Here is a 12,312-nt window from a genome sequence, read left to right as displayed (position 1 = left end):
GACAAATGAGTTCTATTAAATAGTCTGAGGTCTACCCGAATCCGGCTGTCAGGACATAAGCTGTCCTTGAACTCGCATATTTTCATCGAGGAAAGGAAAAGAAAGCATGTCTGATGCATCCGTGCCTACTGTGGGCGCAAAACTTTCGGCAGAATTCTTGGGCACCTTTGTGCTGGTCTTTGGTGGCTGCGGTTCGGCCATTTTCGCGGCAAAAGTCATGGCAGATGAATCCGTCAACATGGGGATCGGATTCATGGGCGTCGCTTTGGCCTTCGGCTTGACCGTATTGGTCATGGCCTACGCCGTCGGGCATATCTCCGGAGGGCACTTCAATCCTGCGGTCACCCTGGGCACCGCCTTCGCTGGCCGCACCCCATGGAAAGACGTGGCACCTTATATCGTCACGCAGATCATTGCCGCTTCGGTGGCCGGCGCGGTGCTGTTCTGGATCGCCTCGGGCAAGGATGGCTTCAGCGCAGTTGATTCAGGATTTGCCTCCAACGGCTACGGCGATCGTTCACCCGATGGCTATTCCCTGGTTGCGGCCTTGGTTGCTGAAATCGTCCTCACCGCTATTTTCCTCTACGTGATCCTGGGTTCCACCGACGAGCGCGCGCCCAAGGGCTTTGCCCCGATTGCCATCGGCCTGTCGTTGACCCTGATCCACCTGGTGTCGATTCCGGTCACCAACACCTCGGTCAACCCCGCTCGTTCGCTGGGCGTAGCCTGGTTTGCCGGTCCTGAGGCCTTGGGCCAGGTCTGGCTGTTCATTCTCGCGCCGATTATTGGCGCGGCTATTGCCGGTGTCAGCTACAAGGTCTTGTTCCCGGCCTTCGTCGACAAGGGCCGCGAAGGATTCGACCGCAACTAGGGTCTGATCCTCTCTGGCGCCTAGTGCCAGCTCTCTGCGCCCGAGGGTGATCACTGATCATGCAGTGATCGCCCTCGGGCGTTGTAGCGCCTGGGCACCGGCAAGGACGGCGATCTGCGTCTGCTCGCTCACGGTTGAGGCAAATCCATAGGCAAGCCCATTAGGCTTGTACCATGCAACAATGGCCAGAGCACCCAGTTCGATACATGGCTGTACGGCCCAGGCAACGCGTCTTCAACGCCGGCAAGTTCAGCAAGGGCGATGCGTGGACGATGCTGGCCTACCTGGTCTTCTTCATCGGGGGAGCAGCCGGGCTGATTGCGCTCGTCCCGGGCTACATGGCGGCGTTCGAAACCCAGGAGCAAGCGCTCTTCGGCATCAACCTCATCCTGTATGTCGGCTTCTTCATTCTCGCGATGTTCCAATGCGGTCCGCAGTTCTTCGATTCCTTCAAGACCATGCGCTACCACCCGTGGGCGAAGTGGCTGATGCTGCCCGGAGGCTGGCTGCTGACCATCATGGTCAACGCGATCATCGCAGGACTCACCGGCCAAGTGGTGACCAGCGAAAACCAAGCCGCCCTGGAAGGCATGGCCACGACCGTGCCGCTGCCCGTGATGCTGGTCGTCACAGCGCTCTTTGGCCCGTTTGTCGAGGAATACTTCTTCCGCCACCTGCTGATCGGCAAGCTGTCACGCAAATTCAATATCTGGATTTGCCTGCTGTTCTCCACCGTCCTCTTCGCGGGGATCCACTTCGTCGGCGCGGGCGTCGGGTCCTGGCTGGAAGTCGTCCCCTATTTCATGCTCGGCATCACGATGGGCCTGGCCTACATCCTCAGTGGCAAGTCGATGGCCTACTCCTACATGCTGCATGTTCTGAATAACACCATTGCCCTGCTGGTCGTCTATCTTCTCTACCCGCTACTACCTGCAGGAGCCTGAAGCAGTGCCGTTTGCCGGACATGAACCACGCACTCCTGCTTACCGCGGCATGCTGCTGGCCCTCTTTGCCAGCGGCGTGGCCACTTTCTCCCAGCTCTACGCAGTGCAGGGGCTGCTGCCAGTCATCTCCAATGACTTCCGCATCACCTCGTCCCAAGCCGCGCTGGCGGTCTCGTCAGCGACCTTGGGGCTGGCCCTTGCGGTGACGCCGTGGGCCATTATCTCGGATCGGATTGGCCGGCGCAGGGTCATCTGCGCGGCGCTGGTCGCCTCGGTACTGCTGGGACTGCTCAGCACCCAGTCGCCGACGTTCCAGTCGCTCGTTGTCATCCGGTTCTTTGAAGGCATCGCCCTGGCCGGGGTACCCGGATCTGCCCTGGCATTCCTCGTGGACGAGGTCAGCCCCAGGGCCGTGGCCGTAGCCAGCGGCACCTACATCTCGGGAACCACCTTGGGCGGACTGGCCGGAAGGCTGGTGGCCAGTTTCGTTGGCGAGCCTGCGGGGTGGCGTTGGGGGATCGCGGCGGTGAGCATCATGGCCGGACTGGCCACGCTGTTCTTCTTGCTCAAAGCCCCCGCAGCCCAAGGCTTCGCACCCATCCGGGACCAGAACCTCAAGGCGATCGCCGCGAAGTTCGGCCAAGCGCTGCGCGGGAAGATGATTCTGGTCTATGCCCAGGGCTTCTTGCTCATGGGCGGCTTCGTCGCGGTCTACAACTATCTGGCGTTTCGGCTGGAAGCGCCTCCCTATCTCATCCCGTCATCCCTCGCGGCCCTGGTGTTCTTGGCGTATCTGTCTGGCACCTACACCTCGGTGGCCAGCGGGAAGGTGGTGGCCAGAATTAGGCGCCGCAATACGCTGCGCCTGAGCATCTTGTGCAGCGCCGCGGGACTGGCCTTGACCCTTGCGGGCAATCTCGTCGTCATTGTTGCCGGGCTGCTGGTCTTCACCGCGGGCTTCTTCGCGGCCCATGCGGTGGCCAGCGGCTGGGTTCCGGTGCTCGCCTCAGGCGCGCGAGCCCAGGCATCGAGCCTCTACAACCTGTTGTACTACGTCGGTTCCTCGGTGCTGGGATGGCTCATCGGCATCCCGTTCATGCACTACGGGTGGGGCAGCGTGGTGCTCTCGGTGGTCGTGCTGCAGGCGGTGGCGATGGTCTTGGCCTCGTTCCTCTCCAAGCGCGATCCGTCATTGGGCAAAGCCTAGATATTCCGCAGGAGGAATATCTGAAATCCCCGCCAGATCAGGTCAGATGGTCGAATTCTCCCGACACCCAGCGGGCGTAGCGATCCGCGGAAAACTGGACAATCCGCTGCGCATCCGTGAGGACGCAACTGGCGAAGTTGTTGTAGAGGCGGTCAAATTCGAGCTCTTCCAAGCTCTTGGCCATGCGGCGCACCACGGGCGCCGAAAGCGGAATCCGGTTGGGGTAGCTGCGCAGAAAAGTCACGTTGCCATCAGCCACCGGGAAGATGGCATCTCCAGCCAAGAGCACACCACGCCCATCGGCGCCGGCCTGCCAGCAGGCGACGGTGCTGCCAGGGAAATGCCCGCCCAATTGCTTCAGCGTGATGCCGGGCAGGACCTCAAAGGCATCCTTCCAGAGCTTGATCGCCGAAGATGAATATTGGACCCACCGGGCATCCGCCTGTGCCACGTAGATCGGGACGCCGCCAAATGCCTGGCTGTACTGCTGCTGCACCCCGTACATGTGCGGATGGCTGGCGACGATCCCGGCCAACCCGCCACAGGACTGCAGCCAGGCGATGATCTGCTCGGTGATCAGCCCGGGAACATCGAAGAGCAGATTGCCGCCGGTGGTCTGAACCAGCAAGGCGCTTTGCCCAATGCCGATTTCCGGGGAAGCGATGGCCGTCAGCCCGGGTTCAAGTTCCGTGAGGGTCAGCTCGTGGCCGTCCGCCACCAGATCACCGGTCCGCATCCAGCGTTGGGTGCCTCCGGGAATGTATTGGCGCTCGTCGGCGCAGATCGGGCACAGCCCCTCAGGCTGCGCGCCGGGCGGGAACTCCACGGCGCATCCTGCGCACTGCCACTGATCGAGGTGCTCCTGGCTCATGGGCACTGCTGCTCCTTCTGGCCGCGTCCCCACGGCCTCTTGGGTTGCTTCCAACCTAATGCGTTTCTACTCCATCCGGTAGACGGCATCTGCCTGAGGCATCTCGCCCAGCGATATTAAATGGTGAAACGTCCTTGCGCTTCGTAGAGTGGGAAGCGTGAGTTCCTCAACCCCCACCGATTCCCCGAAGAACATTTCCCGGCAGATCCTGGCCCTGGCAGTTCCTGCCCTTGGCGCGCTGATCGCCGAGCCGCTCTTCTTGCTCGCTGATTCGGCCATCGTCGGCCACCTTGGCGTGGACGAATTGGCGGGTGCTGCCCTGGGCACCACGGTCCTGCAGACCGCGGTGGGGCTGATGATCTTCCTGGCCTATGCCACCACCCCTGCGGTCGCCCGCGCGATTGGCGCGGGGCGTCCCGGGCAGGCGATGGCCGCCGGACGCGATGGCATGTGGTTCGCGGTGGTCCTGGGCGTGGTGCTCTCAGTGCTGGGATACCTCACCGCCAGGCCCCTGGTGCAGGCCATGGGTTCTGTGGGGCCGGCCACGGATTTTGCGGTGGACTACATCCACTATTCGCTGCCGGGGCTGACCGCGATGCTGCTGGTATTGGCTGCCACCGGCGTCCTGCGCGGAATGCAGGATACCAAGACCCCGCTGGTGGTTGCCACTGCCGGTTTCGGCTTGAATATCGTCCTGAACTTCGCCCTGGTCTACGGGGCGAACATGTCCGTGGCCGGTGCCGCCCTGGGCACATCGATCGCCCAGTGGATCATGGCAGCGGTCTATTTGTGGATGCTCTTGCCGCGGATCCGCCAGCAAGGAATCGCGCTGGCTCCCAGCTGGGCCGGATTCATCTCCACCGGCCAGGTCGGGTCCTGGCTGATGCTGCGCAACCTGACCATGCGCGCGGCCCTGCTGCTGACCGTCTTTGTCGCCACCAGCTCCGGAACCCAGACCCTGGCAGCCCATCAGCTGGTCTTCACCATCTTCAGCTTCCTGGCTTTTGCGCTGGATGCGCTGGCCATTGCGGCCCAAGCGATGATCGGCCAGGAGCTGGGGCGCGGGGATGCGGTGCGGGTCCGCAAGCTCACCGGCATCATGAGCCGCTGGGGAATCTATTTCGGCGTGGCCACCGGCCTGCTGCTGCTCGCCTCGTCATGGGTTTTCCCGATGATGTTCACCCCCGACGAGCAGATCCGCGAGCTGACCACCGTGGGACTGTGGGTTCTGGCTTTGTCCCAGCCGCTGTGCGGACTGGTCTTCGTGCTCGATGGGGTGCTGATCGGCGCCGGGGATGCCCGCTACCTGGGCCTGGCCAGCGTGGTGAATCTGGCGGTCTACGCTCCGATGCTTTGGGCGGTCCTGGCCTTCACCAGCGATCCGCGCTCGGCAATCTGGTGGATCTGGGTGGCCTTTGCGCTGGGATTCATGGCTTCCCGCGGGATCACCTTGTGGGTGCGCGCCCGGGGAACCGCCTGGATGCGCTTGGGCCACTAGCTAGGACGCTGGCTGCTGGTTGCCCAGACCAGCACCTTTCATGTCCACCCCGTCCACTGGGGCTCTGGGAACTGTGCCGGAGCTGGGCGACCAGCACGGTGCCGGCAACGGGCGCTATATCGACCCGCCGGTGTGGGCCGCTCCGGGGAAGAATCTGGCTAGTCCGCAGAGCAGTTCCGGATTCCACCATGACCAGTCATGCCCACCGCTCAGCGACTCGAAGTCCACCTGGGCCGCCGGCGGATACTCGCACAGGTGCTCCATGAGGCGAAGGCACCCCTCGTGGATATCCGTTTCGTAACAGCCAGCCTGGATCAGCACCGTGCTGTTTTCCGGCAGCGCCACGATGTGCTTTGCAAGGTCGGTGTGCCATAGGGAGGGGGACTGTGCGATCGCGCGACCCACCAGATGCGGGTAGTGGCAGAGCATCAGCAGGGCTGCCAGACCGCCAAAGGAAGCACCATTAATTAGCACGTCGTCGCGGCGCATGGAGATCCGGTAATGATTGCGGGCCCACGGCAGGAACTGCTCGGCGATAGAAGTAGTGGTTCCCGCGAGCACGGGGAGTTCCTCGCTTCTGATCTGAACAGTGGTGCTGTCGATGAACAGCACATGCAGCGGGGCAAGCTCGCCGGAAGCAATAGCTGCATCCAATGATTCCGCGGCCGCAAGGAACCGAGCGTAGGTGGCACCGTCGTGCACAATGGCCAGTGGTGTAGGGCCAACGGCCTGGGCCGGTACATACATCCACAGGTCTCGGGGGCGTTGGCAATTTTCATCATAAAGTTCGTGATGATGCAGCCTGGGGTGCTTGATTCCAGGTGCTTGTCCCGGCCCTCCCCAGCCCCCGACCGCGGGACCAGGGCGGTGCCAGTCCGGGGTCGCAGTCGCCAGCGAGCTAGGAATCCGGCTGGCAGGGGCATAGGCCAAGGACACCGGGGCGCCATTCATGGTTGCTCCCACCAACTGATTGGATTCATCAATTCCTCCGGCGTCGGCGGCCAGCCGGATAGGCCGGCGTTCGGTTTCGATGCGCCATGCGGGCAGACCGGCGCCACGGTGGGTGGTGATGCGGTAGCCAGCACGCCAATCGGCGGGAACCTGCAAGGTCACCGCCCACAAGCCGTCCGCGATTTTCTCGAATTCGCTGGCGGCGAGATCACGGTGATCCACCAGCGCATTGGCCGACAAGATCGCTGCGGTCAGCGGCGCAGGCTGCCCATCATCGGCCAGAAGGAAATGGGCGTACACCAGGGCTGGATCTGCCGTTGCCTCAAAGACCGGGGTGTGCAGCTCGCCGTTGCGGAGTGCGTGCCTCCAGGCGCGTAATTCTTCATCGGGCCGGGTGGCATTCAGGTAGCCGAAACAGCGCGGGGACCCCGAGGCCGTGCCGGGCCTAGTGCGCATGTTCTTCATGGCCGGGGCGTTCGTAGGCCATCTCGTCGGCGACGCGGTCATGGTCCGAATCATAGGCATAGGACACCTCATCGAGGGTCCGATGCCAATAGCCGATAATCAGGCGGTTCGCCTTGGGGATTTCGGCCTGTGCAGCCCATGAGCGGGCAAATCGAACCACTTCAGATTCGGCCGACACCCACAGGTGGATCTGCTGCGGGTGTGCCACCTGATAGCTTTCCATGGCGTTGATCAGGTTATGGGTACTGCCCGCTGGTGCGCCGGCGCGCGATAGCCAAGTGATGCGAATTCCTGCTGGCGCACGCAGTTCATGGATTTCTTGCGCGTCGGCCACCTCGATAAACACCTCGCCTTCCTGGTTTTCGGGCATCTGCTCAAGGGTGTCGCTGATCGCCGGCAGCGCCGTTTCATCGCCGAACATGAGCGCTGTCCCGCCGGGCTTGAGTACTCGTCCACCTCCGCCGAAAGCGCCGAGCTTGCTTCCCGCACTGATCCTCTCCACCCACGCGCTGGCCAGTCCTTCGTCGCCGTGGCGGACAAAGTCGATGGCTATCCGCGAGGCATCGGCATCAAGCCAGCGAACCGTGTAGGTCCTCACCCTCGAGCGCTGGTCACCTGCAAAGTGCCACCGGCCGGTGCTGGCATCACGCTGGGGGAAATCCAGTTCTTGCCCGGGACGGGGGAAATAGATCTTGATATTGGGGACGGCTGGCCCGTCGGCGGCATAGGCGCGTACGCCCTCCCCGTGGAAGACGACGCGGCGCATCCGCGGGGTGTAGTCCAGAATTTCTTTGACGATCAAAGTATGGGCACTCACAGGGAAGACTCCTTCGGGTTAGTGAATATTGGGGGTTGCTAGCGCCGTGCAGGAGCCCGGGTCAACAGGAAAAGCAGGTAGAGGCCGCCACCGAGTGCGGTGGCCATGCCGATGGGCATTTGCCACTGCATGGGCAGCTGTTGCAGCGCCACGTCACAGCCGAGCAGCAAGACGGCGCCGGTGAGCGCCGCGGGCACAATGGGTACGTTGCGCGAACCGATCAACTGGCGAATAACCGCCCCTGAAGCCAAGGCCACGAAAGCTACAGGTCCGGCCGCCGCGGTAGCCGCGGCGCTGAGGCAGACTGCGGTGAAGATGGTTACGCGGCGCACGGTTTCGGCCCCAACGCCCAGGGCACGCGCCGCGTCGTCGCCCATTTCCAACAGGGTCATCCCGGTGGACTGCCACAACAGGACCGGCAGGAGGAAAGCCAGAGCCAGCAAGACCAACAGCGCATCAGGCCAGCTGCGTCCACCCAATGAACCTGTGAGCCAGAGGTTGGCCTGTGCGGCCAGGTCTGCGTCGCCCTTGGCCAGGAGCAGTGTATTGGCAGCCGAGAGCATGGCGCTGACCCCGATGCCGATGATGACCAGGCGCTGGCCGCCGGTGCGTGCCCGAGCATAGGAAAGGGAGTAGACCAGCCCTGCGGTGAGCAGGCCGCAAGCCATCGCCGCACCCGCCGTGGCCAGGGCGCCGGCATTGAACACGACGATCTGCGCCACCGCGCCAGTGGCGGCCCCGGTGGTGAAGCCGATGATATCGGGGCTGCCCAACGGGTTGCGGGCGATGGATTGGAAACTGGCTCCGGCCGCGCCCAAGGCCGCGCCCACTCCGATGGCGGTCAATACACGTGGTGCGCGGATAGAGCCAATGACCAGCCGATCCCGTTGGCTGCCGTTTCCGCCCAAGACGCTGAGTACTTCTGCGGGCGCTAGCCTAATGGTTCCAGTGCCCAGCGCCACGATGGCCAATACGCACAGGAGCGCACCCAGAGTGATCATCACCGTATGCCGGCGTGACTTCGTGTAGTGGCTTTTTGCCATTAGCTACCTGCCTTGAGCATGCGTCGAGCCAACAGGATGAATAGCGGTGCGCCGATCAATGCACTCATGGCCCCGGCGCCGACTTCGTCGGGTATCACGACAACTCGACCGAGGATATCGGCAATGAGCAATGCGAGGGCTCCCAAGGCCATGGACAGAGGAAGCAGGCGATGGTGCTGGATTCCTGTTAGCATGCGCGCGGCGTGAGGGGCGGCCAAGCCGATAAAGCTGATCGGTCCGGCTGCCGCGGTAGCGGCCCCGGAGAGAAGGACGATGCCCAGGAGCCCGAGTACCCAAGTACGTTGCGTGCTAATGCCCAGGGCCTTGGCAGAGTCTTCGCCCAGGGCTAGTGCATCAAGGGTGCGTGACATGCCCAGGGCCAGCACCGCGCCAATCAGGATCACGACCAGGGTGGTCGGCAGGACATCGTAGCCGCGCCCTTGCAGCGAACCAGTGGCCCAGGAAGCGTATTTAGTTTGGTTTTGCGAGGTTCCTCCGATGATCAAAATGGTGGTTGCTGCCGCGAGCATAACCGAGAGTCCGGCTCCGGCCAGGACCATGCGGGAGAGGTCATTTCCCCGGGTGCTGCGCTGGCCGAGCATAAAGACGGCGATGGCGCTGATGCCGGCGCCGATAAAGGCAAAGAGCATCAGCACCGCCGGCTGGATCACTCCGAGCGTGATGGCGATGGCCACCGCAAAGGCGGCTCCTGAATTGACGCCGAGCAACCCCGGCTCGGCCAGCGGATTGCGAGTGAGCGATTGCATGAGCGCTCCGGACAGCCCCAGTCCCGCGCCGACCAGCATGGCCAGGAAGGTACGGGGAATGCGCAGCTCATGCACGAGCAGATGCTCGGTATTGGAGGGGTCGAAGTCGGTGATGGCACGCAATGATTCGCGCAGCCCGATGGAAGCGGAGCCGACTGCAAAGGAGCAGGCTATCAGGATGCAGAGCGTGGCCAAGGCGGCCGCCCACCACAGCAGTGGTGCGCGGCGTCCTGGTGTGGGGCGCGGTTGGAACACGTGGCCTTACTTTGCCAAGGAAGGGAAGTCGTTCTCGAAGTAGTCCAGGATCTGGCTGGATGAGTAGTAGTCCAGGCGGAAGGAGTTGGCCAGCGGGAAGACATTCTTGCTTTTGACCGAAGGCAAGTTGGCCAAGGTGGGATCCGAGAGGAAGCTCTTGGCGGTGTCCTCGGTGGCCGCAATCAGGAAGGTCGCATCGCCGGTGGCGGACTTTGCCAGACCCTCGTACGAGGTGAAGACGAAGTCATCACGCTTCTGCGGGTTGGTGTTGTACTCTTCCGGTGGCTCGACGACCTCAAAGCCGAGGGCTGTGATCAGCCGGGAGTGTGGTCCGGTGGTCTTGCCTACCGGGGAGGCCGAGCCCTTGTTGTAGGAAACGATGGAGGCTGTGGTGCCAGACGGAATAGCCAGCTTTTCCTTGACCTGTGCCGCTCGTTCGTCGAATTCAGAGATGATCTTCTCCGCTTCAGCTTCATGCCCGGTGGCCGCGGCCAACTGACGAGTTAGCTCTGGCCAGTCCTTATTGGAGTAGTTCACCACGATGGTAGGGGCGATTTCCTTGAGCTGGTCGTAGTGGTCCATCACCGAGTCGGCGCCGGAGGTTGAGACAACAATCAGATCGGGGTCCTGGGCGATGATTGATTCCAGATCGAAGTTGCCGATCTTGTACAGCGGCTGCACGTTGGCGGCAGCAGCTGCCTCACTCCACTGGGTGAAGAATCCGTTGGAGTCGGCTTCCGGTCCGGGGGTAGTGACAGTGGTGGCAGCCACGGGTGCGTCAATGGCCAGCAGGGACCCGGTGGTGGACATTGCGGTGTTCACAATGCGCTTGGGCTGTTCTTCGATGGTCACCGAACCTTTTTCATCGGTGATGGTGCGTGGCCATTGGCTCTGTTGAGTGGCCGAAGACTGGGTGTCGCTGGTTTCCGGCGTAGCGGAGCCGCTGGCGGTGCAGGCCCCGAGGCCCAGCATCAGCGTCGCGGCTACGGAGGTTGAAGCAATCGTACGAAGGTTGAAACGCACCTGGATTCTCTCCTTGGTGGTGGCTTGCTCGATGCTGCACAGGGCAGGATCCAGGAGCAAGGCGAACGAGCAATAACGAGATGAGAGCCTATCCTTAGCCAGTTAGGGTACCCATACATCAAAGGCCGGGAGAAGTCCGACTCCGAGGCCATAAGGCCTAGAAAATCCGTGAATGCCGGGTTCTCGGATGCAAAAGAAATTTGTCGTTAATAGATATTTCTTTGTCCGGAAACTGTGGAATGGTGCACGGAACCGGGACGACGACCCCGTGCGGCGAGAAAGGCGCGCGAGAAATTCGGGACATGCCCGTAGCCCACCCAGCGGGCCACGGAATTTATCGAAAAACCGGCCGCGAGCATGCCCTCGGCACGCTGCATGCGATAGGCCATCCACCAAGCTGCCAGCGATTGGCCGGTTGCCTCGCGCCATTGGCGTTGCAGGCTCCGCGGGCTTAGTCCGTGTTCCGCGGCCAGCTCGGCGAGATTGGCTGATCCAGCGGTATCCAGAAGCAGGCGCCGGGCAATGCCCGCCAGGCTGGGGTCCTCTGGCCAGCGCAGCCCGGGGTAATGGTTGCCTCGCTCCAACAAAGTGAAAACTTCGCGCCGATCAAAGTGCGGCGGCCGCAGCGCGGTGATGTGGGCGATGGCTTGGCGTATCAGCTGCGGCTCGAGTTCTGGAGGAATACGCAGCGGAAGGCGCAGATGCGTGCGTTGCCCGCTGCCTGCCAATGGCATGCTCAACGGAAAGAAGAGCGCTCCGGAATCAATGGACAGGCGGACCGAATAACCGTCGGGAATCACCAATAGCTCGCCGGCCTCCAGGCGCTGGGTGTGAATCTGCTGCTCGTCCGCGCCGGGGGCGGACAGGCTCACGGAACCGCGTCCCTGGTAGGCCCACAGCGCATACCGATGCTGCGGAAAACTCATCCAGCGTGTAGACATGGCCGGCACCGGCTGCCATGGTCGGTCTTGATCCGGGGTGGTGTCCACAGCGAGGCAGCGTTGCCGGAAATCGCCAAAGCCCATGGCATATTCGGCGGAAATCTGCCGGCGCAAAGTACGTTCGGAAACCGCCAGCCGGGCGGACACATCGCCAAGGGTGCGCACAGTTGCCGGTTCATGGCGCAAGAGCCTGCGCGCACGTTCCAACGCCGGGTGGCGCGCCGGTGGCAGAGGCGATGCTGGAGAGCGGTGCTCTTTAACAACAAAGTGGGCCAGGTGCTCCGCAACACGCGCCGTCGGCATCTGGCCCCGATGCAACGGCGAGAGCGTGAGCAGCATGAGGTAGAACATCCAGCCAGTTTGTCCCGATGGAACTTCGATTCGCAGCAGCCGGCCGGTCGCCGGCCCGCTATGGCGCGCCGGGATGAGGATCGCCAAGGCCAGGCTATCGGCAGCGTGTTCAACCATATGAGCCGTGCGCTGAGGAATCCATAGCGCCTGGCCCGGCCGCAGCGAGATGACTTCATCTTCAAAATGCACGCGCGCGGTGCCCTGGTGAACCCAGACGACGATGGTGTAGTTCAGATTGCATTTCCAGGCGACCAGTACATCGGCGCTGACCGCGGGATAGGCCGATGCCTGGTGCTGCATGGGTGCGC

Annotated in this window: 11 protein-coding genes; 4 read left to right on the top strand and 7 right to left on the bottom strand. The window is 62.7% G+C overall.

The genetic code is table 11. The features are described 5' to 3' along the window. Positions 1-106: 106 nt before the first annotated feature. From aqpZ to AOZ07_RS15645, 3 genes are all read left to right on the top strand, one after another. Positions 107-871, top strand: coding sequence for an aquaporin Z (aqpZ, locus tag AOZ07_RS15655; protein WP_060702834.1), 765 nt, complete (start codon positions 107-109; stop codon positions 869-871). Between the two features lie 206 nt (positions 872-1,077). Then, positions 1,078-1,815 (top strand): CPBP family intramembrane glutamic endopeptidase, encoded by a 738-nt coding sequence (locus AOZ07_RS15650; RefSeq protein ID WP_236995205.1) that lies wholly within the window; start codon positions 1,078-1,080, stop codon positions 1,813-1,815. Between the two features lie 4 nt (positions 1,816-1,819). Then, positions 1,820-3,022, top strand: a complete 1,203-nt coding sequence (locus tag AOZ07_RS15645) for an MFS transporter (RefSeq protein ID WP_060702832.1) — start codon at positions 1,820-1,822, stop codon at positions 3,020-3,022. Positions 3,023-3,059: 37 nt separating this feature from the next. Here AOZ07_RS15645 and AOZ07_RS15640 read toward each other — a convergent pair whose 3' ends face one another. Beyond that, positions 3,060-3,893: an MBL fold metallo-hydrolase gene (locus tag AOZ07_RS15640; RefSeq protein WP_060702831.1), complete on the bottom strand. Its 834-nt coding sequence runs from the start codon at positions 3,891-3,893 to the stop codon at positions 3,060-3,062. Between the two features lie 157 nt (positions 3,894-4,050). On the opposite strand from AOZ07_RS15640, the gene AOZ07_RS15635 reads away from it, so the two are divergent. After that, positions 4,051-5,391 carry an MATE family efflux transporter gene (locus AOZ07_RS15635; protein WP_060702830.1) on the top strand — a complete coding sequence of 447 codons (1,341 nt, stop codon included), beginning with the start codon at positions 4,051-4,053 and terminating at the stop codon, positions 5,389-5,391. Between the two features lie 114 nt (positions 5,392-5,505). Here AOZ07_RS15635 and AOZ07_RS15630 read toward each other — a convergent pair whose 3' ends face one another. The 6 genes from AOZ07_RS15630 to AOZ07_RS15605 form a co-directional block, all read right to left on the bottom strand. Continuing rightward, positions 5,506-6,807: an alpha/beta hydrolase-fold protein gene (locus tag AOZ07_RS15630; protein ID WP_194943697.1), complete on the bottom strand. Its 1,302-nt coding sequence runs from the start codon at positions 6,805-6,807 to the stop codon at positions 5,506-5,508. Continuing rightward, complete coding sequence (locus AOZ07_RS15625; protein ID WP_060702828.1) at positions 6,788-7,624, bottom strand: siderophore-interacting protein; 837 nt, start codon at positions 7,622-7,624, stop codon at positions 6,788-6,790. The genes AOZ07_RS15630 and AOZ07_RS15625 overlap by 20 nt, the downstream gene beginning before the upstream one ends. A 38-nt stretch (positions 7,625-7,662) precedes the next feature. Further along, positions 7,663-8,667 carry a FecCD family ABC transporter permease gene (locus AOZ07_RS15620; RefSeq protein ID WP_060702827.1) on the bottom strand — a complete coding sequence of 335 codons (1,005 nt, stop codon included), beginning with the start codon at positions 8,665-8,667 and terminating at the stop codon, positions 7,663-7,665. Next, positions 8,667-9,689: a FecCD family ABC transporter permease gene (locus tag AOZ07_RS15615; RefSeq protein ID WP_060702826.1), complete on the bottom strand. Its 1,023-nt coding sequence runs from the start codon at positions 9,687-9,689 to the stop codon at positions 8,667-8,669. Before AOZ07_RS15615 ends, AOZ07_RS15620 begins: the two co-directional genes overlap by 1 nt. Positions 9,690-9,695: 6 nt before the next feature. Continuing rightward, complete coding sequence (fepB, locus tag AOZ07_RS15610; RefSeq protein WP_194943696.1) at positions 9,696-10,712, bottom strand: Fe2+-enterobactin ABC transporter substrate-binding protein; 1,017 nt, start codon at positions 10,710-10,712, stop codon at positions 9,696-9,698. A 206-nt stretch (positions 10,713-10,918) separates the two neighbouring features. After that, positions 10,919-12,304, bottom strand: coding sequence for a helix-turn-helix domain-containing protein (locus AOZ07_RS15605; RefSeq protein WP_060702824.1), 1,386 nt, complete (start codon positions 12,302-12,304; stop codon positions 10,919-10,921). Between the last annotated feature and the right edge of the window lie 8 nt (positions 12,305-12,312).

Origin of the sequence: Glutamicibacter halophytocola, assembly GCF_001302565.1 — a bacterium.
GTDB classification, from domain to species: domain Bacteria; phylum Actinomycetota; class Actinomycetes; order Actinomycetales; family Micrococcaceae; genus Glutamicibacter; species Glutamicibacter halophytocola.
The sequence above is the reverse complement of the archived record's forward strand: the minus strand, read 5'-3'. Positions and strand labels throughout refer to the sequence as shown.